We start from the raw sequence: 22,486 nt of genomic DNA, 5'->3' as shown, positions 1-22,486 counted from the left end.
TGATGTTATTGGACAGCAATTCAATCATTTATTCGATTAAACCCGAGTTCAAGCGCTAGCCATGAACGACGAGCAACTCCTGCGCTACAGCCGCCAGATCCATCTCCCGGCTATCGATATCGCGGGGCAGGAACGTCTGCTCCAGTCGCGGATATTGATCGTGGGCCTCGGCGGACTCGGCTCGCCGGTGGCCCTCTACCTGGCCGCGGCCGGGGTGGGCCACTTGCGGGTGGCGGACTTCGACAGAGTGGACCTGTCCAATCTCCAGCGCCAAATCCTGCACACCACGGACCGGATCGGCATGGCCAAGGTCGACTCCGCTATCCAGGCCCTCGGGGCCCTCAATCCCGAAGTCCAGGTCGAGGGCTACCGGGGTCGGATTGATGCCGGGAGCCTGCCGGGCCTCTTGGAGGGAGTGGACGCCGTGGTGGATGCCTGCGATAACTTTGCCACTCGCTACGCCGTCAATGCCGCCTGCCAGCGTCACCAGATCCCCCTCATTTCCGGCGCCGCCATTCGCGCCGAGGGCCAGGTCACCGTCTTTCCAGGCACCCCCGGCGGTCCCTGCTATCAATGTCTCTACCCCCGCGCGGGCCCGACGGACGAGACCTGTTCCAACAACGGCGTCCTATCCCCTTTGGTCGGCATCATTGGCGCCATCCAGGCGACGGAAACCCTCAAGGTCCTGACCGGCGCGGGCCGAACCCTGGCCGGCCGCCTGTTGCTCATCGATGCCCTGACCCTGGAATTTCGCACCCTGGGCCTACCCGCCGACCCCGCCTGCCCCGTCTGCGGTTGTTAAGGCCAGAGTGGCCCATCACCCAACAAGCTACCGCACCCAGAGCAAGTCACTTGCCGGTAGTTGGCGGGAGGGTCGGGTGGGGGCTGGCGGGGGTGTCGACAGCAGGGATGCTGTCGTCAAGCCTACAGGGATGTATTCACGGCGTCCCCCGCCAGACACCACCCGGCCCGGGAAACCGAACACTCAGCTTTTCGGTATAATTTCGCCTTCCTCGCGCGCCCTCCAAGGCGGATGCGATCAACCCGGTGATTCAAGATGCGCTTCCAGGTCAGCCCCGACGATATCAAAAGGGCCAACATCCCCCACGAGGTCTTTTTGACCAATCTGATCGGCAATCACATTCTCATGGCCGTCGGCGCCGGAGGCGTGGCGGGCAGCTTCCCCTGGGTCATGGCCATCATTCCCCTCACCTCCTTTGCCCTCCTCGGCTACATCCTCTGGCGCGCGCGGCGCTCGCTGACCCGCGACCCCTGGTACCCCATGTGCCATTGGCAAGTCTGCGCGCGCCGCAGCCGCATCTTCATCCTGATGCTGAGCCTGCTCCTGGCGATCGTGCTGTTGGGGTGGATCGGCTACAGCTATCTGGGGCTGAGGCGGGAGGCGGTCCTGGCCATCATCGTCGGCATGGGCATACTGCCCATCATGGCGACCGTGCTCGTCCTCATCCTCCTGGAGTCCGAGACCCTCTACCATGCCAATCAGGCCAAGTTACCGGCCTGGGTCGTGGCACTACACCCCAACCCACCCGATATCCCGGTCATCGAAGAGGTAAAACCCCACTACTACGACTGAAGACCGGGGCTCACATCGTCAAGGCCTGGCGGATTTTCACGTCAGTCGCCATCCCTGGCGAAAGCGACTCCCTCAGGAACCACCGGTCTCGCGAGCAATGAGTTGGTCGATCACCTTGACCAGGGCCTCGCGGCTGCCCGTCTGGGCGGGGCTGGTGCGGTACTTGCCGTTGACGACCACGGCGGGGACGCCGTCAATGCCGTAGTTCTTGGTGACATTGCGCGCGCGGTTGACCTTCATATTGACATCGAAGGAATTCAAGGCCTTGCGGAACTCGGCCCCATCGATGCCCGCCCCCTCGGCGATGGCGACCACTACGTCTTCATCGCTGATTTTCTGCTTTTTGACATGGATGGCATCGAACATGGCCAGGGTGAACTTATCCTGCGCCCCCAATAATTCAGCGGCGTAGAAGGCCTGGGCCTGAAGATCCGGCTTGGTGCTGAATACCGCCGGCATCCGCCGGAAGGCCACGTTGGCCGGTTGGGTCTCCCGCCACTTCGCCAGGGTCGGTTCCAAGTGGAAGCAGTGGGGACAAGAGTACATAAAGACCTCGAGCACCTCGATCTTGTCCCCCGTCTCCGTCGGCTGGGGGTTGGCGAGCACCGTGTATTCGATGCCCTCGTCGATGGCCCAGACCGGGGCCGAGAGCAGGCAAGCGAACAGCAGTGATAACAGGAAGCGGAAGGACATAAGGGGGTAATCCTCTTGATAGCTTAGGGGGTTGAGCGATGCGGATTCGACCCGCGCCGCCAGTGGAAAGTTCGTGGGTCTAGCAGCGTCAGGATAGGGCGTAATCCAGGAAGAGCCCCAGAAACAGAGCCAGACCCAGATAGTTATTATTCAGAAAGGCCCGAAAACAGGCCGCCAGTTCCCGGTCGCGCATCAGATACTGCTGATAGGCCGAGAGACCGGCCGCCACCGCCAGCCCGCCAAAATACCAGACCCCGCGTCCCGCCGTCAGCCCGATGTAAACCATGAGACCCAGAAAGACCAGTTGCAGCAGGCCGATCAGGAGCCGGTCCTGGCGCCCGAAGAGGATGGCGGTGGACTTGATGCCCGCCTTGAGGTCGTCCTCGCGATCCACCATGGCGTACTGGGTGTCATAAATCAGGGCCCAGATGAGGGCGGCAACAAAGACCAGCCAGCCCTGGAGCGGGACCTGGCCGGTGATAGCGGTGTAGGCCATGGGCACGGCCCAGCCAAAGGCGGCGCCGAGAAAGACCTGAGGCCAATGGGTAAAGCGCTTCATGAAGGGATAAAGGACCGCCAACCCCAGGGCCACCACGGACAGGGCGATGGTTTTCCAGTCCAGCAAGAGCACGAGCAGAAAGGCCGCCAGGCCGAGGACGCAAAAGACGCCGAGGGCCTCGCGCGGGCTGACGAGCCCGGTCGCCAGGGGGCGCTCCCGGGTGCGCAGCACCTGGCCATCCAGGTTGCGGTCCGCGATGTCGTTGATGGCGCAGCCGGCGGAGCGCATCAGAAAGACCCCGGCGATAAAGATGAGCACCACCCGCCAGGGCGGCTGGCCCTGGGCCGCCAGCCACAGGGCCCAGAGGGCAGGCCACAACAGCAGGAGGCTGCCGATGGGGCGATGGAAACGCACCAGCAGGGCGTAAGCCCGCAGGCGCTGACGCCAGTCCAGTGTGCTCGGGGGGCTGGTATTCGCTGCCAGAGTCATGGGCGGGCCTGGAACCTGTCCTGTCGTTGATGGGTGATCAAGGGGAAATAGCGGGCGGGTTGGCGTCGCCGCTTGCGGCGCCTCGCCCAGGCATTGGGGGCGAATTATGACACAGGGTCAGCGCCGATCGCAGCGCCTGACCCGGGCCTCAGACGCCGCCACAATGCTCCCTGGCCCCCAGCCAGCGGTCAATGAGGGGGGTGACCCGGTCGCGATACCGGTCGAGGATGAGGTCCGCCGCCTGACAGGCGGCCACCAGCAGGGACTCGTCGGCCACCGGATTGGCGATGCGAAATTGCATCTCCCCGGTCTGACGGGTACCCAGGACCTCGCCGGCACCGCGCATTTCCAGGTCCTTTTGGGCGATCTCAAAGCCGTTGGTGCTGCGCCGCAGGAGCTCGATGCGCTCCCGCGCCAGGCGCGACAAGGGGGCGTGGTAGAGGAGCAGGCAATGGCTGGCCTGGGCACCACGGCCGACCCGGCCCCGCAACTGGTGGAGTTGGGCCAGGCCTAGGCGCTCCGGATTTTCAATGATCATGAGGCTGGCGTTGGCCACATCCACGCCCACCTCGATGACCGTGGTAGCCACCAGCAGATCCAGGTCGCCGCCGGCAAAGTGGCGCATCACCGCCTCCCGCTCCACCGCCTTGAGGCGGCCATGGGCGAGGCCAATGCGCACCCCCGGCAGGGCCTCCGCCAGGCTGCGGGCCGTCTCCTCGGCCGCCTGGCATTGCAGAGCCTCCGATTCCTCGATCAGGGTGCAGACCCAGTAGGCCTGGCGGCCGCTGGCGCAGGCCTCGCGCACCCGGACCATCACCTCCTCCCGGCGGCTGTCCGGCACGGCCACCGTCGTCACCGGAGTGCGGCCCGGGGGCATCTCGTCGATGACGGACAGGTCCAGATCGGCGTAGAGGGTCATGGCCAGGGAGCGCGGGATGGGGGTGGCGGTCATGATGAGCTGATGAGGCACCCCGCCCTCCCCCGACCCCTTCTCGCGCAACCGCATGCGCTGGTGGACGCCAAAGCGATGCTGCTCATCGACGATGGCCAGGCCCAGGTCCTGGAAGGCGACATCCTCCTGAAAGAGGGCGTGGGTCCCCACCACCACCCGCGCCTCCCCCGAGGCGATGCGCGCCAGCAGCTCTTCGCGCTCCCGGCCCTTGTGGCGGCCAGCGAGCCAGGCCGGCGCCAGCCCCAGGGGGCTTAGCCAGGCCGCGAGATTGCGGCGATGCTGCTCGGAGAGCATCTCGGTGGGGGCCATGAGGGCGGCCTGGCGGCCCGACTCCACCGCCTGCAGGGCGGCGAGGGCCGCGACCACCGTCTTGCCCGAACCGACATCCCCTTGCAGCAACCGCAACATGGGACGCGGCCGGGCCAGATCGGCGGAAATCTCCTCCAGCACCCGCCGCTGGGCACCGGTCAGACCAAAGGGCAGCGCCACCAGCAGCCGGGCCCGCAGGTCGCCACCGCCCGCCAGCACCGGCGCCTCCAGCCTCTGACGCTGCCGGCGCAAGCGGCGCAGGGCCAGTTGATGGGCGACCAGTTCCTCGAAGGCAAGGCGTCGGAAGGCCGGGTGGCGGTGCTCGTTCAAGTCCAGCCCCAGCGCCTCCAGGGGTGGATGGTGCAGGAAGCGCAGGGCCGCCACCAGGCTCGGCAGCAGCAGGGGGTCCAGGACCTCGGGGGGCAACAGCTCCCGCGGCCCCAGCCCCCCCGCGGCCTGGTCCGACTCCAGCAAGGCCAGGGCCTGGGCGATCAGGTTGCGCAGGCTGACCTGCTGGAGCCCCTCGGTCGTGGGGTAGATGGGGGTCAGGCCCTCCTCTTGGGCCTCTTCCGCCGCGCCGGTCAGGAGCTGGTATTCCGGATGGATCATCTCCAGCGAGGGGACCCCGACCCGTACCTCGCCAAAGCAGCGCAGGCGCGTCCCCGGGGTGAAGGCCGCGGTCTGGGTGCGGCCAAAATGGAAAAAGCGCAACTGGAGGGTGCCGGACTCGTCCGCCAGCCAGACCTTGAGGGTCCGGCGCTGGCCATGGCTGATGCGGGCCTCCCCCACCTCGCCCTCGATCATGGCCTCTTCCCCCGGCAGGAGCGAACCCAGCGGTCGCCGCCGGGAGCGATCCTGATAACGCAGGGGCAGGTGGAACAGCAGATCCAGCACCGTCGCCAACCCCAGCCGCGCCAAGCGTTCGGCGAGCCGGGGGCCCACGCCCCGCAGACTGGTTACAGGCTGGGTTTCAAGCGGCTGGGGTTGCGTCTTCACCAAGGCGGCGCTGGCCTAGAGCCAGGTCCGGGCCAACACCGCCAGGGGCCTGGCGTGCCAGGTCAGAGCCTCGGCTCCCCGACCCCCTCCAGACCCGACAGGCGGGCATCCGAGGTACCGCCGTGGCGGGCGCGAAGGGCCTGGGCCAATTGGTGGACGGCCATGGCGTAATAGCTGCTGTGGTTGTAGCGGGTGATGACGTAAAAGTTATTCAACCCCAGCCAGAATTGGTAGCCGCCGGTGGCGTCGAGCCGGATGAGGCTGACCTCGTCCCCCGTGGGCAGGCGACCCTGGGGGCGGATGCCATCGCGGGCCAGGACATCCAGGCTGTAGCGGGTGTCAAAGCCGGCCTTGAGGGCGACGGCGCCGCTGGCGTCCGCCTTGACCGCGACGGGTTCGCCCCGCCTCCAGCCATGCACGGCGAAATAGTTGGCCACGCTGCCGATGGCATCGACAGGGTTCCAGAGATCGCGCCGACCATCACCGTCGAACTCGACCGCCCATTTGAGGTAGCTGGAGGGCATGAACTGGCCATAACCCATGGCGCCGGCATAGGAACCCTGCGGCTGGAAGGGGTCCATGCCTTCATCGCGGGCCATCTTGAGATAAGCCGCCAGTTCGCCGGTGAAGTAATCGGACCGGCGCGGAAAATCAAAGGCCAGGGTAGCCAGGGCATCCATGACTCGATGCTTGCCCATGTAACCGCCCCAGTTGGTCTCCACCCCGATGATGGCGACCACGTACTCCGGTGGTACGCCATACTTCTCCTGGGCGCGGTTCAATTCCCGCTCATAACGCCCCCAAAAGGTTACCCCCTTGGCGATATTGGCCTCGGTGAGAAACCTGGCCCGATAGCGCGTCCAGGCGCCCGTCGGCTGGGTGGAGGGTTTGGCATCGGGCTTATGAACGAAATCGATGATCCACTGCTGGCGCTGGGCCCGGGACAGCCAGTCCGCCACCTGAGCCCGGTCGAAACCCTCGGCCGCCATGCGATCGACAAAGGCCTGGGCCGCGGGATAGTTGGCATAGTCGCCCCGCAACCGTCCATCACCGGATGCCGAGCGCGCATAGGCCCCCGCCGAGGAACCGCCGGCGGTATCTTGCCGGGAACTCGACCCACAGGCCGCCAGTAAAATGGTCAGGGCGCAAACCAGGAGCAGGGTGGGGCGCATGGCGATCTCCAGCTTGGGGGGACGTTATTCGAATCATAGAGCATCCGGGCGCCAGCCGTGAAGCGCCGAACCCGGACGGCCACCCCGCGCGCGCCCTGGCCCCCCCCCCCCCCCCCCGGCCAAGGACAGGGCGAGCCCGCCCGCGCCGGACCCGGACCTGGCCTAGCGCCGCACCTCGATGCCCTCCTGGCGCAAATGCTCCTTGACCGCCGAGATCGGCACCTCCCGGCGATGGAAGATGCCGGCGGCCAGGGCGGCCTCCACCTGAGTGACGGCGAAGACCTCGGCGAAGTGTTCGACCCGGCCAGCGCCACTGGAGGCGATGACGGGGATAGTCACCACCGAGCGCACCGCCTGGATCAACTCCAGGTCAAAGCCGGCGCCGGTGCCGTCGCGATCGATGGAATTAAGCAGGATCTCCCCGGCGCCCAGTTGCTCGCAGACCCGGGCCAGGGTCACGGCGTCCAGATCCCGCCCCTCGCGGCCGCCCTTGATGGTGCACTGGAACCAACACCAGCCCTCGCCCCCGGGACCCGGGGTGGTGGTGGGTACAACCCGATGGCGGGGGGCCGCCTCGGGCCCCGCTACATAGACCCGGCGGGGATCAATGGAGATGACGACAGCCTGGTTACCGTAGCGATGGGCGATGACCTCGATGGCGCTATCGCCGGTGGGGCCACCCTGGGCCAGCACCTGCTCCACGGTCGTCACGGCATCGCTGCCAATGGAGATCTTGTCGGCGCCCGAGGCGAAATACTCCGCGGCCACCTCCAGGGCCGAATAGTAGCGGCCCTCGGCGTCGGTAAAGGCGCGGATGCCACCGCCAATGGTCAGAGGGACAAAGACGTTTTCCGAGGTCCGCCGTAACACCTCCAGCATGGGTTGATCGGCCAGGGGGAAGTCACGATAGGCGGTGATATTGAGGAAGGTGATCTCGTCCGCCCCCTCCTCGTAGTAGCGCCGCGCCAGATCCACCGGCTTGCCCAGATTCCGGACCTCGCCTTCCTGGCGGACGTCGTACTGGTCGCCCTTGGTGACCACCAGGTCGCCGGCATCATTGGCGCGCACATCCAGGCAGGCGATGACCCGCTTGGCCAGCCGCGTCGGCTGCCCCGCGGGCTGAATCCCCTCGCCCCTCGCGTCGGGGTCAGGGGCGCCCGTGCCCACGGCGGCACCCAGGAAGGCATCCAGCAGGCGCAACCCCGCTGGTCCACTCTTTTCCGGATGGAACTGGACCGCCGCCACGGCTCCCCGGCGCACGGCGCTGATAAAGCTCTCACCGTAATCCGTCTCCGTCAAAACCCAGTCCGCGTTCGCTGCCTCTGGCACGGCGCGGTAGGAATGGACGAAATAGAGCTTCTCGTCCTCGGCGCCCGCCAGCAGGCTGGCGGCACGCCGCGGGCGGATACCATTCCAGCCCATGTGCGGCACGGCCAGGCCCGGGGCCTCGAAACGGCGGACCTGACCGGGGATGATGCCCAGCCCCGCCACGCCCGGGGACTCCTCGCTGCCCTCGAACAGGGCCTGCAGGCCAATGCAGATACCGAGAAAAGGCCGGCCCGCCCGCAGGTAGTCGCGCAGGGGCTCGAAGAAACCCATCTGGTGGAGCCGCTGAATGGCGGAGCCATAGCTACCGACGCCCGGGAAGAGGATGAACTCGGCCTGCTGGATATCCTCGGGGGTCCGGATGACCTTCAGCTCATGGCCAAGCTTGAGCACCGCATTGCGAACGCTGCGGACATTGCCCGCGCCGTAATCAAGTAGGGAAATCATAAGATGATCCGTTTCGGGGTCCGTGGCGTAACAACGGCCTGATTTTAGCCTATTGACCGGTCCTGGCGGGAGCGGGTCCCCGCCCTGGGCCCTCAGTCCGCCTCGGGGGGCCGCATCTGGTCGGGACGCAGGACGGGCGTGAAATAGATATCCGCCTCCTCCAGATCCACCTCCTGGCCATGGGCATCCTCCAGGGGCTGTTCGTAGTCTTTCCAGCCCCGCAGGCCGGTCTGCAGCGAGGCCACCTGGGTGAAGCCCAGCACCTGCATCACATGGCTGGCGAGGATGCTGCGGTAGCCGGAGCGGCAGACAACCACGATCTCCCGGTCGCGGCCGCGCACCAGCTCAGGGACCGTCTCCTCGTAATCCCACTCACAGGCGGACTCCAGGATGCCGCGCGGGACATTGATGGAGCCGGGGATATGCATGGCATAGAACTCGTAGGGTTCGCGCACATCCACGATCAACAGCTCCGGGTTGGCCGCGCGCCGCTCCTCCAGGTCCCAGGGCATGATCTCGCGCACCTCGGTCAGACAGCCGCGCACCAGTTCGATGAAATGCTTCATGTCGTCATCGCTCCGCAAATGAGCCCGGCCAGCGCCGCCCACCGGGTAAAGACCACAACCTGGGGCGCACAGGCCTCACCGGTCATCGTTCGCACAGATCCTTCTCGACCGCGATAACCGCCGCCTCCACCCGCGAATGGACCGCCAGCTTGCGCAATATCGCCTTAACGTGGAGCTTAACGGTGCCATCCGTGATGCCCAGAATGCGGGCGATACCCTTATTGCTGCGTCCCTCGGCCAGTTGACAGAGGATCTCGCGCTCGCGGGGGGTCAGGTCGGAGAAGGCCACCGGCGCCCGCCGATCCTCGTGCCCGCCCTGGACCACGCGGGCCAGGATCCCCGTCAACTCCTTGGCGACCACGGTGCGCCCCGCCAAAATATCCTTCAGCGCCGTGATCAGTTCCTCCGGTTCCATGTCCTTGAGCAGATAGCCCTGGGCCCCCGCCTGGAGGGCGGCGATCAGGTCACGCTCATCCGTGCTGGTGGTGAGCATGGCCACCGGCATCGTCTGATGGGCATCGCGCAGGCGCTTGAGGACCTCAAGACCCGTCATCTGGGGCATGCGCAGATCCAGCAGGACCACGTCCGGGGCCCGCTCCAGCACCCGCGCCAGGCCCGCCTCGCCATCACCCAGGGCGTCCACCTGGATGCCGCGCCGCTCCAGGAGTTCGCTGACCCCAAAACGAAAGAGGGCATGATCATCGATCAGCAGCACGCGCATCAGATTACTCCCACTGGCCGGGGCTGACGGCGATCCGGCAGCGAGAAATGTAGTTCCACCCGCGTCCCCTCCTCGGGTTCGCTTTCGATCCGCAACTCGGCGCCCATGCGGCGCGCCCGTTCGCGCATGATGGAGAGACCGATGTGTTCTCCCGTCTGCCCATCCGACCCGGGGAGCTGAAAACCCACGCCGTCATCCTCGATCAAGAGGATCTGATCGCCCTCCATGCGGGTGGTGAGTAACACCCGGACTGTCTGGGCTCGGGCATGCTTGCGGATGTTGGCCAGGGCCTCCTGGGTGATGCGCGTGACCTGTAACTCCGCCGCGGCCGGCAATTCAAAGGCGCGGAGATTATTCTGAAACAGGACCTTGAGGCCGGTGGCCTGGCGAAAACCGGCGGTGATCCGCTCCAGGGCCGGCACCAGGCCGCGCCGGTCCATGGGCGCCCGGAAATTCGCCAGGAGGCTGCGCAACTCGCGGTGCGCCTCGTCCAGGCCACCGCGCAGACGTTCCAGATCGACCCGGGCCTTATCTGGAATCGGGGTCTGAGCCAGGGATTCCTCGAACAGGTTAACCTGAAGCCGCAGGCTGGCCAAGGTTTGCGCCAGGGAATCGTGCAGTTCGTTGGCCAGGGAGTTGCGTTCCTCCATGATCGACAGGCGCAGGGCATCGGCGTCGGAACGGTGCTTGGCCACGGCGATGCCCAGGTGATGACCGATACTGAACAGCAACTCGAGAATATCCTCGCGCCCACCGATGCCGGGCTTATCCACGAAAATGGTGTAGTACCCCAGGAGTTCGTCTCGATGCTCCAGGGGGATGGTAACCACCTCGATCTCATCCCCCCGGAACATGCGCCGGCCATAGACCCGGGAGCAATAGCCCTGGTCGTTATCACAGAGGATATCGCCAGACGCCAGCACCTTGCCGCAGAGGCACAGATCCAGGGGCATCGCCGCCGGGTCGCCAATCCGCGCCTCGTCCAGGCCGATGGAGCCCACCAACCGCCGGCCGCCGTCTGGCTTGACCAGGCGGGCCGTGGCCGCGCGACCGTTCACCATTTCCTTGAGGACACGCAAAAACCGCAGCAGCAGGCTATCCAGGGACTCGGCCTCGTTGATGCCCGCCGCCACGTCGTAGAGAATCTTGATGGACGCCGTCTTCTGCGCCAGGCGCGTGGTCTGGCGGGCCACCCGGTTGTCCATGTCCTCGTAGAGATCCGTCAGTTCCTCGTTGAGGCTGTCGATGGCCTGGGTCAGGTTGGCGAGGGTCCCCGCCTGGTGCCCCAGTTCCCGGAGGGCGCCCCCGGCACCGGGCTCCCCCTGACAAACGCGGGCGACCGTCTCCTCCAAACGGGCCAAGGGCTTGAGCAGCCGGCTATGGAGCCGCCAGGCCCCCAGGCTCAGGCCCCCCAGGGAGAGCAGCGGAAAACCCAGCCAGAGCCAACGCGGCAGTGGCACCCAAGCCATTGGCGCTGATAGGGACCCGGCGAAAGTCAGGGCCAAGCCCAGTATTCCCGTGACCAGGGCCAGCAAGGGCACCGTCAGGCCCACCCCCCCCAAGACCCCCGCGGCCAGCCGGCTCTCTGGCCCCTCGGAGGCCAAGGCCTGGGTCGAAATGAAGGAGGAGTTAAGCATATCAGGCACTATTTGGGGAGGCAGGGGCGGAAGGCAAGCCTCGCCCCGGCCGCGGCAAGGGGTGAGCCGGGCCCAACCCGACGGCCAGGAAACCGGGTTAGAAGCCGGTTTCGCGGTGGATCAGGGGCCAAAGCCCTCATCAGGCCGCCCCGGCCCCCAAGGCCTGCTCCCGCTCGCGCCGCTGCAACTCCCACATGCCGGCATAACGACCACCCAGGGCCAGGAGCTCACGGTGGGTGCCCTGCTCCACCAGGCGCCCGGCCTCCAGCACCAGGATCTGGTCCGCATCCACCACCGTGGACAGGCGATGAGCAATGACCAGGGTGGTATGGTTCTCCGCCACCTCGGCCAGGGTCCGGCCGATGGCCTGCTCGGTGGCGCTGTCCAGGGACGAGGTCGCCTCGTCGAAGACCAGGATGCGCGGGTGCTTGAGGATGGCCCGGGCAATGGCCACCCGCTGCTTCTCGCCCCCGGAGAGCTTGAGCCCCCGCTCCCCCACCACCGTGTCCCAGCGCTCCGGCAGGCTCTCGATGAAGTCCCGGATATGGGCCATGGCCGCCGCCCGCTCGATCTCGTCCCGGGTCGCCTCCGGACGCCCGTAGGCGATGTTGTAATAAAGGCTGTCGTTGAAGAGCACCGTATCCTGGGGAACGATGCCGATGGCCGCCCGCAGGCTGTCCTGGGTCAAGCCACGCAGATCCTGGCCATCAATCAGGATGCGGCCGCCCGTCACATCATAGAAGCGGAATAGGAGCCGGGAGAGGGTCGATTTCCCCGCCCCGCTGTGCCCCACCACCGCCACCTTCTGGCCAGGGCCGATCTCGAAGCTCAGGCCCTTCAGGATGGCCCGCTCCGGTTGGTAATGGAAATCGACCCCCTCGAAGCGGATCGCACCCCGCCCCAGCACTAGGGGGCGGGCGTCGGGGGCGTCCCGCACCTCCGGCTCCCGCTCCAGTAGCTTAAACACCAGGTCCATGTCCGCCAGGGCATACTTTATCTGGCGATAGACGATCCCCAGAAAATTCAGCGGGATGAAGATCTGCAGCAGAAGGGCGTTGACCAACACCAGGTCACCGATGCTCATCTCGCCCGCCACCACCCCTTGGGCGGCCAGCAAGAGGATCAGGGTCACGCCCAGGGCGATGATGCCGCCCTGGCCGAAGTTGAGCAAGGACATGGAGGTCTGGCTCTTGACCGCCACCTCCTCCCAGGCATCGAGGGTGCCGTCATAGCGCCGCGACTCCAGGCCCTCGTTGCCGAAATACTTGACGGTCTCATAATTGATCAGGCTGTCGAAGGCCTGGCTGTTGGCCTGGGAGTCGAGCCGGTTCATCTGATGGCGGTAATCCATGCGCCACTCGGTCACGGCGAAGGTAAAGAGGGCGTAGAGGGCCACGGCGCCGAAGGTCACCAGGGTAAAGGCCAGTGCGTAGCGGGACAGCAGGATGGCCCCCACCAGGCCGAACTCCACCAGCACCGGCAGAATGCTGAAGGCCATATAGTTGAGAATGGAACTGACCGAGCGCGTCCCCCGCTCCAAGTCCCGGCTGATGGCCCCGCTCTGACGCTCCAGGTGATAGCGCAGGGATAGCCGATGCAGATGCTCCAGTACCCGGGTCGAGAGCCGGCGCATGGCCCGGTAACGGACCCGCGCGAAGACGATGTCGCGCAACTCATTGAACAGGGTTGCGGAAAGCTTGAGCAGGCCATAGGCCAGCAGCAGACTGACGGGCAGAATCAAGGTCTGGGCCTGGCCCGGCGCGAAGGCATCGACAATGTCCTTCAGCACCAGCGGCACCCCCACGTTCGCCACCTTCGCCAACACCAGACAGGCGAGGGCCAGGAGGGCCCGGCCGCGGAACTCCCACAGATAGGGCAGCATGGCCCGCAGGTTGTGGGCATCGCGGCGGTCCTTATGGACCCGTTCGGTGGCATTAGTGATCATGGTGCTCCGCAACTGGACTCCTTGGGGCCCCCGTCAAGGCCTCCGAAGGGGTGATGATAGCCGAGGGCGTGACCCAAGATGTCATCGCGTCTGGAACTCGGACCGCCTTTTGGCTTTTAATGAGACTTTAGCGCCAGCCCGAGATAGCCCCCATGACGGACGATACCTTCGATTTCACCGGTTGCAGCCTGAGCGAGCCCTATGCCCTCCAAGTTCTGGGTAACGAGATGGAGCCGGAATTTCCGGACCAGTGCATCGTCGTCATCCGGCCCGAGGATAGCTGCACCGACGGCATGCACGTCTTCGTGGAGGTTGAGGGCGTCCGGTGGTTCCGCCAGTACCGCCGTGACGCGACGGGCCGGGAGACGCTGGTCGCCCTCAATGACCTCTATCCCGAGATCGACCTCACCGGCCTGGAGTGGCGGGTGCTCGGCGTCATCATCCAGCGCAACATCCGCCGCCAGATCAAGCACTATCGCTACCAGGTCGCACCACTGACCCAAGCCCCGGGGGCGATAACCCTCGCCCCTCCCGTCTTGCATTGAGCCGCTTCACGCGGCCTGATGGCGCTTGTACTGGGGCCGACCTCGGGACTAACATCATCGCTCAAGGTCTTCCCGGGCGCCGGGATTTGCCAGCCATGCCCATGCGATATTCGACCGCCCTCCCCCTGTTCCTGCTGACACTCCTGGGCCTGGCGGCCTGCGAACAACCGCGGGCCCCGGCCCCACCGCCCCCCGTGCCCGTGGTCACCCTGCAGGTCGCCACCGAGGCCGTACCCGTGGCGGTGGAGGAGGTGGGCCGGGCGGAGGCATCCAATTCCGCCACCCTACTGCCAAGGGTCGGCGGCCAAATCCTGAGGCGTCACTTCGAGGAGGGCCAGGCCGTGGCCGCCGGGGATCTCCTCTATTCCGTGGACCCCGCCACCTTCGAGGCCAAGCTGCGCTCCGCCGAGGCCCAACTGGCGCGGACCCAGGCCGAGCTGAAATATGCCCAGGACGAGGCGGATCGCTACGCGGCCCTGGAGTCCAAACGCACGGTATCGCGCTCCCAGGCCGAACAGTTCACCAACGCCGCCATGGTCCTGCGGCAGGCAATCCGGGCCCAGGAGGCGGAGGTGGAGCAGGCGCGGCTGAGTCTGGAGTATTGCCAGATCCATTCGCCCATCCCTGGCCGGGCCGGGGCCTACCTGGCCAACGCCGGGGCCTTTGTGGAGGCCTACCGGACACCGCTGGTGGTCGTCAATCAGATCGATCCCATCCTCATCGTCTTCGCCCTGCCAGAGGCACGCTTGCCGGAGGTGCTGGAGGCCCTCAAGGCGGAACGCCTGGAGGTGACGGCGACGGTGACGGCCTCGGGTGAGTCCCGGGGCGGCGGGGTGGTGCATTTCATCGACAATACCGTGGACCCGGCGACGGGGATGATCAAACTCAAGGCGCGCTTTGACAACCCGGACGCCTTTTTCTGGCCCGGGCAGTTCGTTCGGGTACGTCTGATATTGCGGACGATCGCCGACGCCCTGCTGGTGCCCAGCGAGGCGGTGGTGAATTGTCCCCAAGGGACCTGTGTCTTCCTGGCCGGGGCCGATGCCAAGGCGGAGCTGAGGCCGGTGAAGACCGGCAAGACCCTGGAGGCGCGCACCCTGATTCTGGCCGGCCTGCATCCGGGGGACGCCGTGGTGGTCGAGGGGCAGAACAAGCTCAAGCCGGCCAGTCCCCTCAAGGTCGTGGGGCGGTGAGGGCCTGACCGGGTGAACCTCTCGGAGCTCTTCATTCGGCGGCCGGTGATGACCACCCTGGTCATGCTGTCGCTGCTCCTCTTTGGCCTCATCGCCTACCACCGGCTGCCGATCAGCAATCTGCCATCGGTCGATTTTCCCACCATCAGCGTCACCGCCAACCTGCCCGGCGCCAACCCCGAGATCATGGCGGCGGCGGTGGCCCTGCCCCTGGAGAAGCAGTTCGCGTCCATCAGCGGCATCGACTCCATGACCTCGACCTCGGCCCTGGGGACGACCACCATCAATGTCCAGTTTGCCCTGTCGCGCAACATCGACGCGGCGGCCCAGGACATCAGCGCCGCCATCGCGGCGGCCATGGGGGTGCTGCCCCCGGAGATGCCCAATCCGCCCACCTATGTCAAGGTGAACCCGGCGGACATGCCGGTCATGATGCTGGCCCTGACCTCGCAAACCCTGCCCCTGACGGAGCTGTCGGATCTGGCGGAGAGCCGCATCATGGCGAGCCTCTCGATGGTCGAGGGGGTAGGCCAGATCGACCTGGCTCCGCCGCAGAAGTATGCGGTGCGGGTGCGGGTGAACCCGGACGCCCTGGCCCAACGGGGCATTGGCATCGACGAGGTAGCGGAGGCCTTGCGGGCGGGCAATGTTAACCTGCCCGGGGGCACCCTGGAGGGGGACGTGACCGCCTATACCCTCAACCCGGAGGGGCGTCTGCTGGACGCGGCGGCCTATCGCGACCTAGTGGTGCGTTATCGCGGCGGCAACCCGGTGCGCCTGGGGGACTTGGGCGAGGTGGTGGATGGCGTCGAGAAGGACCTCACCCACGCCTGGTCCATCAAGAATGGCGAGGTCCAGGACGCGGTCTTCCTGCGGGTACGCAAGCAGGCTGGGGCTAACGCCGTGCGCCTGACGGACGCCATCAAGGCCAGGCTGCCGGGGCTGGCGGCGGCCCTGCCGGGGGCCGCGACCCTGGAGGTGCTCTACGACCAGAGCGACTTCATCCGCGCCTCCGTGGTGGACGTGCAGTTGACCATGGGTCTGACCCTGGCGCTGGTGGTGGCGGTGATCTTCGTCTTCATCCGCGCCTGGCGACCGACCCTGATCCCCAGCCTGGTGATCCCCCTGGCCCTGATCGCGACCTTTATCGTCATGGCGGTGCTGGGATATAGCCTCAACACCCTGTCCCTGATGGCCCTGACCCTGAGCATCGGTTTCGTGGTGGATGACGCCATCGTGGTGCTGGAGAACATCATCCGCCGCATGGAGAGCGGCGAGGGAGCCCTGGAGGCGGCCCTGCGCGGCAGCCGCGAGATCGGCTTCACCGTGCTGTCGATGACCATCTCCCTGGCGGCGGTCTTCATCCCCATCCTCTTTATGGAAGGCATCCTGGGGCGGCTGTTCCGGGAGTTCGCCGTAGCCATCACCGCCGCCATCCTGCTGTCGGGTTTCCTGTCCCTGAGCCTGACGCCCATGCTGGCGAGCCGCCTGCTGGTGGGGGCGGAGCTCAAGCCCACCGGACGGCTGGCGCGGGTCTTCGAGAGTGGCTTCGCGGGGCTGCTGCGGGGCTATGACCGCTCCCTGAGCCTCAGCCTGCGCCACCGGGGCCTGATGCTGATCCTGACCCTGGCGACCCTGGCCGGCACGGTGCTGCTGTTCCAGGCCCTGCCCAAGGGCTTCATCCCGACCCAGGATCAGGGCTTCTTCCGCATCTTCTCCCAGATCGATGACCGCACCTCCTTCACCGACATGCTGCGCCACCAGGAGCAGCTCAACCAGGTGCTCCTGACGGACCCGGATGCCCGAACGGCGAACATCGCCTCCATCGTAGGGCTCATGGGCGACAGCACCGGCATCGCCTTTTTGAGCCTGCCCCCGGCGGAGGAACGGGACCATTCCGTGGATGAGATCATCGCCCGCCTGCGCCCGCCCCTGAACCAGATTCCAGGCCTCATCGTCTCCCTGGTGAACCCGCCCCTCATCACCATCGGCTCGCGTCTGACCAGCGCCCAGTGGCAGCTGGCCCTGCAAGGCGACGACCTGACGGAGTTGCAGCACTATGGCGCGGTCATGGAGGACAAACTCCGGGGACTGGAGGCCATCATCGACGTCAAATCGGACCTGCAGATGCGCCAGCCACGGGTTGAAATCACCCTGGACCGGGACAAGGCGGCGGCCCTGGGGCTGTCCCCGCTCCAGATCCAGGATGCCTTCTACTCCGCCTATGGCCGCCGCCAGGTCTCGACCATCTATGCCGCGGCCAACTATTACTACGTCATCCTGGAACTGGACCCGGCCCACCGTGAGGCCCCGGATGCCCTGGACCGCCTCTACCTGCGGGCGGAGGGCGGCGCCCTGGTGCCCCTGCGGTCAGTGGCGCGCCTGACGGAGACCCAGGCGCCACGCACCGTCAACCACCTGGGGCAACTGCCCTCGGCGACCATTTCCTTCAACCTCAAGCCCCAGGCCTCCATCGGCCCCGTCATCGAGTCCATCAACCAACTGGCCCACGAGACCCTGCCGGCGAGCGTCCATGCCGTCTTCCAGGGCACGGCCCAGGCCTTTCAGGCCTCGCTGGCGAGCATGGGCTTTCTGCTGATCATCACCCTGGTGATCATCTACATCGTGCTAGGGATTCTCTACGAGAGCTTCCTGCACCCCCTGACCATCCTCACCGCCCTCCCCCTGGCGGCCTTCGGCGCCCTGGCTTCCCTGAAGCTGCTGGGGCTGGAGTTGGACATGTACGCCTATGTGGGCATCATCCTGCTCATCGGCATCGTCAAAAAGAACGGCATCATGATGGTGGACTTCGCCCTGGAGGCGGAGCGTACCCGGGGCCTGGAGCCCCTGGCGGCCATCCATACCGCCTGCCTGACGCGCTTTCGGCCCATCCTGATGACCACCCTGGCGGCCCTGCTCGGCACCCTGCCCATCGCCAGCGGCTGGGGGGCGGGGGGGGAGGCACGCCAATCCCTGGGCGTGGCGGTGGTGGGGGGCCTGCTGTTTTCCCAGCTCCTGACCCTCTACGTAACGCCGGTCTTCTACCTCTACCTGGGCCAGTTCGCCCGCTGGCTGGCAGGCCAGCGGCGGGCGCCCCTGGCGTCCTAGGAGTCGCCCATGGCCTTCTCGCTGCTGGGTCCAGCCTTTCCCTTCGGCCCCCTGCTGGAACGGCAGTTCAGCCTGCTGATCGCCGCCAGCCGGGAGCTGGAGGCCCTGCTGGCGAATCCGGCGGCCTCGGCCCCAGCGGCGGGCCGGGTACGCGACCTGGAGCAGGCGGCGCGCCTGACCTTCCGGGAGGTGGGCCGGGAGCTGGGCCTGACGCGGCTCCTGCCCCTGGAGCGCGCCGACCTCCACGCCCTGAGCCTGGCCCTGGAGGAGACCACCCGCGCCCTGGTGGCAGTCGCGGCGCGGGCCAGCCTCTACGGCTTTACCGCACCACGCCCGGCGGCCCAGTCCCTGGCCGGGAGCCTGGGGGAGATGCTGACCCTGACGGCGCGCATGCTGGAGCGGCTGCGGCGGGGGGACACCATCGCCGCCGAGATTGCCGCCGTCGAGCACCTCACCGAGGAGACCGACAGCCTGCTGCTGGTGGCCTTGGGCGAGCTTTATGAAGAAGAGGCCGAGGCCGCCCATCCCCTCCCCCTGCTGCGCTGGTCCCACCTGCTGGACCGTCTGGAGACGGCCCTCGACGGGGCGGGGCGCATCGCCACCATCCTGGACTCCCTGGTCATCAAGCACGCCTGAGCGTCGGGAGTAGCCATGAGGCCTCGATCGCGCGGGCGGGTCATTACCCGCTGGTTGCTGGGCCTGACCCTGCTGCTCGGTCTGGCCTTCGCCTTGGGCGGGGCCTGGGCCTGGCGGGCCTCGGGTCTGGAGCTGCTGGAGTGGGGTTACCCGCGCCTGGCCCTCGGGGAGTTGCACCTGGACCGCCTGGCCCTGGCCAGGACCCTGCCCGCTGGCGACCAGATACGTTTCGATGCCCGGGATCTGCGCCTGACCTGGGCGGGACTCGGGACCGGCAAGCCCCGCCTGGAGATGCTGGACATCGCCCAACTGAAGGTGGTCTGGCGACCGGGTCCGGCGGCCCCCCTCCCACCCCCGGTGGCGCCGGCGGACTTCCAGCCCCTCCTCGCCAACCTGGTGTGGCTGACGCGCGTCACGCATATTCAAGGGGTGCAACTGGATCTGCCCTGCCCCACCGGCGCCTGCCGCTGGGAGGCCGGCCCCCTGCGGCTGGAGAGCGAGGTGCTCCCGGCCGAGAGGGGCCACACCTGGAAGGGGCGACTGCTGGCCCAGTTGCCCCGGATGGTGGTGGCCGGGGTGGAGTTCAGCGACCTGAGCGCGGATGTGCTGTTCCTGGGGAACCTGGACGCCGCGGATCGGGGGACCCTGGGCCCAGTGCTGGCGATGCGCGGGCTAGTGGAGCTGAGCGCCGGGTCCGTCGGCCACCCGGCCCTGCACCCCCAGGCCTGGACCCTCAGTGGGGACCTGGATGCCGACCTGGAGCGGCTCGCCTTCCAGGGCGAGATGAGCGCCGCCAGCGGGTTCGCCGCCCCGCTGGCGCTGAGTTGGGATGCCCAAGCGGGCCTGGTAGCCCAGGTGCCCGGCGCGGACCTGGCCTTTGCAACCGGCAATCCCCTAGCGGCGGTCCTCATCGACTGGCCGACGCTGCTGAGCCTGGACGGCGGGGCAGCGCGGTTGACCCTGAACCTGACAGCCCCGGTGGCCAAGCCCTGGCGCGGGGACCTGGCCCTGGACCTGGACGGCCTGTCGGGCATCCAGGACCGCATCGCCTTCAGGGGTCTGACCGGGCATCTGACCGGGGTACTGACGGCGCGGGAGCTGCGGCTGGACCTGCCCCGCCTGAGCCTGCCGGAGGCCAACGCCGGTCTGACCCTGGGCCCCCTGACCCTGGCCGGCCAGTACCAGGCGCCCCTCGAGGCGCCCGGCGCGGGCATCCTGTCCTGGCGCCAGGCCGAGGCGAGGCTCTTTGGCGGGCGCGTCTGGCTGGAACCGGGCTCGCTGACAGTGGGTAAGGGTCGCCCAACCCTGCCGGTGCGCTTCGAGGGCGTGGAGCTGGCCTCGCTACTGGCGGCCTATCCGACGGAGGGCCTGAGCGGCGCCGGGACCCTGGAGGGGCGGCTGCCGGTGCGCCTCGGTGCCGAGGGCATAACTATCCAGGAGGGTACGGTCTTCGCCCGCGCCCCCGGCGGTCAGCTCCAGTTCCGCTCCGAGGGCCTGCGCACCTACGGCGCCGCCAATCCCGCCCTGCAACTGGTGGTGCAGGCCCTCGATGACTTCCAGTTCGACCAGCTCGACAGCGACCTGAGCTACGACGAAGACGGCAAGCTCCTGCTCGCCCTGCACCTGAGCGGCCGCAACCCGGCCATCGAGGGCGGACGTCTCATCAACCTAAACATCAACCTAGAGGAGAACATCCCCGCCCTCCTGACCAGCCTGCAACTCTCCGATCGGGTGAGCGAAACGATTCGTGAGCGGGTCCGGGAGCGGGTGGAGGGGAAAGCCGGTAAGCAGGGGAAGCGGAAGGCCAGGGATTAGCGAGTGGGATGGCGAAATACTTGGGCCGCTGGCTTTAGGGTGACCGCCAGGTTCGGCCTGATCGGGTTGGTGCGCCTTGTGCGGCTGGGCAAACGCCCCACCCAGGAACTGCCCTATATCCCCCTGGTCTCCGTCCCGGCCTGCCCACTGGAACAGGACTGGCTGCGCATCGCCCTGGACGCCTTTATCCAATTGGCGGTCCGTTGGAGTTGCGGCATCCTTCCAGCTTGGCAAAACTGGATACCTTTCTGCGCCGGTATGACGGCCCCTTGAAGCCTGACCCACTTTAACCCTGACACCTTCCCAAGCCGAATCAATAGCAGCCCAATGCTGACACTCCCATGATGCTCACACTGGCCGACCATAATTGCCGGCTCTTCGTATGGTTTCGGGTGCTGTTCAACGCCCGCTTCTACTACCCGGTGCTGGCCATCCTGTTTCTGGATCTGGGTCTCAGCGCCACGCAATACACCCTGCTCAACTTCGCCTGGGCACTGGCCATCGTCTTTGCCGAAGTGCCCTTCGGCGTGCTTGCCGACCGCCTTGGCCGGCGTCCCCTACTGGTTGCCGCAGGGGTCTGCATGCTCGCCGAAATGGCGGTGCTGGCGGTGGCCCCGCGCGATGGCGGGCTGCTGTTGTTCCTGTTCTGTCTGCTCAATCGCGTGCTGAGCGGCATGGCCGAGGCCCTGGCCAGCGGCGCCGATGAATCACTGGCCTTCGAATCACTGGCCAACGCAGACCGCCGCGACGATTGGCCCAAGGTGCTTGCCCAAGTCATGCACTGGCAATCGCTGGCCATGGTCCTCGCCATGCTGCTGGGCAGCGCCGTCTACGACCCGCAGCTGCTCAACCGCCTGGCCGCGTGGCTGGGTCTGGCCTGGCGGTTCGACCTGGGTACCACCCTGCGCTTCCCCATCTACCTCAACCTGCTCACCGCCGTCGGCGTGCTGATCGTCAGCCTGCGCATGCGCGAACCCCATCATGCCCCCGGCTATGTCCTGCCCACTACCCAACAGGCCTGGCAAGCCGTGCTGGAAGCCAGTGCCTGGATCGCCCGCACTCCGCTGGCCCTGTTCCTGATCCTCGGCGGTTTACTCATCGACAGCGTCATTAGGTTATTCCTGACCTTCGGCAGTGCCTACTTCCGCCTGATCGACCTGCCGGAAGCCAGCTATGGCCTGATCGGCGCCGGCCTGGCTGGCATCGGCGTGGTGGTCTCGCCCCTGGCCCGCCGACTGGTGACGGGCGGCTCGGTGCTACGCAGCTATCTGCTGCTGGCCGCCGTCGCCGGCCTGGGGCTGCTGGGCGTGGCTCTGAACGTCCCGCTGTGGGGCGTGCTGTTCGCCCTGCCGCTGGCCGCCGCCATCGCCGGCGTCGGCTTCGTGGTATCGCACTACCTCAACAGCGCCGTCGATAACCGCCACCGGGCCACGGTGATTTCCTTCAAAGGCTTGGCCTTCAACCTGGGCTACGGCTTCGTCAGCCTGATGTTCGCCCTGGCCCTGCGAGCATCCCATGAGACAAGCAATCCCGAAGCCGGCCTGGCGGGTGCCCTGGCTTTGCTGCCGATATGGTTTGTGGGCACAGTGCTGGTATTGGCGCTGATGTTCTGGCGGCAGCGTGGGGTATTGATGCGGCGGCTGTAGAGCGGGTGGGCTGGGCGGTGCCGCTCCAGCGCCGAGGACAACACCGAGCGGGGCTAACTGCTCACCACTTAGACTGTTACGGGTCTGGCTCACCACGCGGGCCGGGGGATCTGGCCAACATTGCGGCCCCGCCCGCTACAGAGGGAATAGGGATGCAATAGCAACCCTTTAACTAGATCGCCGCCGTCCGCGGGGAG

Annotated in this window: 18 protein-coding genes; 9 read left to right on the top strand and 9 right to left on the bottom strand. The window is 66.9% G+C overall.

Annotated elements, in window-relative coordinates; translation table 11 throughout:
* The first annotated feature begins 61 nt into the window (after window positions 1-61).
* Both moeB and IPN92_14745 read left to right on the top strand, forming a co-directional pair.
* Window positions 62-802 (top strand): molybdopterin-synthase adenylyltransferase MoeB, encoded by a 741-nt coding sequence (gene moeB, locus IPN92_14750; GenBank protein ID MBK8639462.1) that lies wholly within the window; start codon window positions 62-64, stop codon window positions 800-802.
* A 255-nt stretch (window positions 803-1,057) separates the two neighbouring features.
* Window positions 1,058-1,594 (top strand): hypothetical protein, encoded by a 537-nt coding sequence (locus IPN92_14745; GenBank protein MBK8639461.1) that lies wholly within the window; start codon window positions 1,058-1,060, stop codon window positions 1,592-1,594.
* Between the two features lie 72 nt (window positions 1,595-1,666).
* On the opposite strand, the gene IPN92_14740 is transcribed toward IPN92_14745, so the two are convergent.
* The 9 genes from IPN92_14740 to IPN92_14700 all read right to left on the bottom strand — a co-directional run bounded on the left by IPN92_14740 (window position 1,667) and on the right by IPN92_14700 (window position 13,346).
* Complete coding sequence (locus IPN92_14740; GenBank protein ID MBK8639460.1) at window positions 1,667-2,287, bottom strand: thiol:disulfide interchange protein DsbA/DsbL; 621 nt, start codon at window positions 2,285-2,287, stop codon at window positions 1,667-1,669.
* A gap of 88 nt (window positions 2,288-2,375) precedes the next feature.
* Window positions 2,376-3,275: a 4-hydroxybenzoate octaprenyltransferase gene (gene ubiA / locus IPN92_14735; GenBank protein ID MBK8639459.1), complete on the bottom strand. Its 900-nt coding sequence runs from the start codon at window positions 3,273-3,275 to the stop codon at window positions 2,376-2,378.
* A 148-nt stretch (window positions 3,276-3,423) separates the two neighbouring features.
* Window positions 3,424-5,532 (bottom strand): ATP-dependent DNA helicase RecG, encoded by a 2,109-nt coding sequence (gene recG, locus IPN92_14730; protein ID MBK8639458.1) that lies wholly within the window; start codon window positions 5,530-5,532, stop codon window positions 3,424-3,426.
* A 62-nt stretch (window positions 5,533-5,594) separates the two neighbouring features.
* Window positions 5,595-6,704, bottom strand: coding sequence for a lytic murein transglycosylase B (mltB, locus tag IPN92_14725; protein ID MBK8639457.1), 1,110 nt, complete (start codon window positions 6,702-6,704; stop codon window positions 5,595-5,597).
* A gap of 162 nt (window positions 6,705-6,866) precedes the next feature.
* Window positions 6,867-8,477, bottom strand: coding sequence for an imidazole glycerol phosphate synthase subunit HisF (gene hisF / locus IPN92_14720; protein MBK8639456.1), 1,611 nt, complete (start codon window positions 8,475-8,477; stop codon window positions 6,867-6,869).
* A 92-nt stretch (window positions 8,478-8,569) separates the two neighbouring features.
* Window positions 8,570-9,043, bottom strand: a complete 474-nt coding sequence (locus tag IPN92_14715; GenBank protein MBK8639455.1) for a rhodanese-like domain-containing protein — start codon at window positions 9,041-9,043, stop codon at window positions 8,570-8,572.
* A gap of 82 nt (window positions 9,044-9,125) precedes the next feature.
* On the bottom strand, window positions 9,126-9,764 hold the full coding sequence (locus IPN92_14710) for a response regulator (GenBank protein MBK8639454.1): 639 nt from the start codon (window positions 9,762-9,764) through the stop codon (window positions 9,126-9,128).
* Entirely contained in the window at window positions 9,764-11,401 is a 1,638-nt protein-coding gene (locus IPN92_14705; protein MBK8639453.1) for a histidine kinase, read from the bottom strand. Before IPN92_14705 ends, IPN92_14710 begins: the two co-directional genes overlap by 1 nt.
* 139 nt (window positions 11,402-11,540) lie before the next feature.
* Entirely contained in the window at window positions 11,541-13,346 is a 1,806-nt protein-coding gene (locus tag IPN92_14700) for an ABC transporter ATP-binding protein/permease (GenBank protein MBK8639452.1), read from the bottom strand.
* Window positions 13,347-13,498: 152 nt separating this feature from the next.
* Here IPN92_14700 and IPN92_14695 point away from each other — a divergent pair, with 152 nt between their 5' ends.
* From IPN92_14695 to IPN92_14665, 7 genes are all read left to right on the top strand, one after another.
* On the top strand, window positions 13,499-13,891 hold the full coding sequence (locus tag IPN92_14695; protein MBK8639451.1) for a S24 family peptidase: 393 nt from the start codon (window positions 13,499-13,501) through the stop codon (window positions 13,889-13,891).
* Between the two features lie 95 nt (window positions 13,892-13,986).
* On the top strand, window positions 13,987-15,084 hold the full coding sequence (locus IPN92_14690; GenBank protein ID MBK8639450.1) for an efflux RND transporter periplasmic adaptor subunit: 1,098 nt from the start codon (window positions 13,987-13,989) through the stop codon (window positions 15,082-15,084).
* Between the two features lie 12 nt (window positions 15,085-15,096).
* Window positions 15,097-18,192, top strand: a complete 3,096-nt coding sequence (locus tag IPN92_14685) for an efflux RND transporter permease subunit (protein MBK8639449.1) — start codon at window positions 15,097-15,099, stop codon at window positions 18,190-18,192.
* Between the two features lie 9 nt (window positions 18,193-18,201).
* The gene (locus IPN92_14680) at window positions 18,202-18,828 is read left to right on the top strand and encodes a DUF47 family protein (GenBank protein ID MBK8639448.1); all 627 of its coding nucleotides are present in this window, start codon (window positions 18,202-18,204) and stop codon (window positions 18,826-18,828) included.
* Between the two features lie 15 nt (window positions 18,829-18,843).
* Window positions 18,844-20,643, top strand: a complete 1,800-nt coding sequence (locus IPN92_14675) for a YdbH domain-containing protein (GenBank protein MBK8639447.1) — start codon at window positions 18,844-18,846, stop codon at window positions 20,641-20,643.
* A gap of 39 nt (window positions 20,644-20,682) precedes the next feature.
* Entirely contained in the window at window positions 20,683-20,916 is a 234-nt protein-coding gene (locus tag IPN92_14670; protein MBK8639446.1) for a hypothetical protein, read from the top strand.
* Window positions 20,917-20,984: 68 nt separating this feature from the next.
* Entirely contained in the window at window positions 20,985-22,289 is a 1,305-nt protein-coding gene (locus IPN92_14665; GenBank protein MBK8639445.1) for an MFS transporter, read from the top strand.
* The last annotated feature ends 197 nt before the right edge of the window (window positions 22,290-22,486 follow it).

It is taken from the genome of Chromatiaceae bacterium (genome assembly GCA_016714645.1).
Taxonomy (GTDB): Bacteria; Pseudomonadota; Gammaproteobacteria; order Chromatiales; family Chromatiaceae; genus M0108.
This window is presented reverse-complemented; position numbering and strand designations above follow the sequence as displayed.

Excerpts from the sequence above, each read along its gene's own strand:
- moeB (MBK8639462.1), top strand. The coding sequence starts at position 62 with ATGAACGACGAGCAACTCCTGCGCTACAGCCGCCAGATCCATCTCCCG.
- IPN92_14745 (MBK8639461.1), top strand. The coding sequence starts at position 1,058 with ATGCGCTTCCAGGTCAGCCCCGACGATATCAAAAGGGCCAACATCCCC.
- IPN92_14740 (MBK8639460.1), bottom strand. The coding sequence starts at position 2,287 with ATGTCCTTCCGCTTCCTGTTATCACTGCTGTTCGCTTGCCTGCTCTCG.
- ubiA (MBK8639459.1), bottom strand. The coding sequence starts at position 3,275 with ATGACTCTGGCAGCGAATACCAGCCCCCCGAGCACACTGGACTGGCGT.
- mltB (MBK8639457.1), bottom strand. The coding sequence starts at position 6,704 with ATGCGCCCCACCCTGCTCCTGGTTTGCGCCCTGACCATTTTACTGGCG.
- hisF (MBK8639456.1), bottom strand. The coding sequence starts at position 8,477 with ATGATTTCCCTACTTGATTACGGCGCGGGCAATGTCCGCAGCGTTCGC.
- IPN92_14715 (MBK8639455.1), bottom strand. The coding sequence starts at position 9,043 with ATGAAGCATTTCATCGAACTGGTGCGCGGCTGTCTGACCGAGGTGCGC.
- IPN92_14710 (MBK8639454.1), bottom strand. The coding sequence starts at position 9,764 with ATGCGCGTGCTGCTGATCGATGATCATGCCCTCTTTCGTTTTGGGGTC.
- IPN92_14705 (MBK8639453.1), bottom strand. The coding sequence starts at position 11,401 with ATGCTTAACTCCTCCTTCATTTCGACCCAGGCCTTGGCCTCCGAGGGG.
- IPN92_14700 (MBK8639452.1), bottom strand. The coding sequence starts at position 13,346 with ATGATCACTAATGCCACCGAACGGGTCCATAAGGACCGCCGCGATGCC.
- IPN92_14695 (MBK8639451.1), top strand. The coding sequence starts at position 13,499 with ATGACGGACGATACCTTCGATTTCACCGGTTGCAGCCTGAGCGAGCCC.
- IPN92_14690 (MBK8639450.1), top strand. The coding sequence starts at position 13,987 with ATGCCCATGCGATATTCGACCGCCCTCCCCCTGTTCCTGCTGACACTC.
- IPN92_14680 (MBK8639448.1), top strand. The coding sequence starts at position 18,202 with ATGGCCTTCTCGCTGCTGGGTCCAGCCTTTCCCTTCGGCCCCCTGCTG.
- IPN92_14675 (MBK8639447.1), top strand. The coding sequence starts at position 18,844 with ATGAGGCCTCGATCGCGCGGGCGGGTCATTACCCGCTGGTTGCTGGGC.
- IPN92_14665 (MBK8639445.1), top strand. The coding sequence starts at position 20,985 with ATGATGCTCACACTGGCCGACCATAATTGCCGGCTCTTCGTATGGTTT.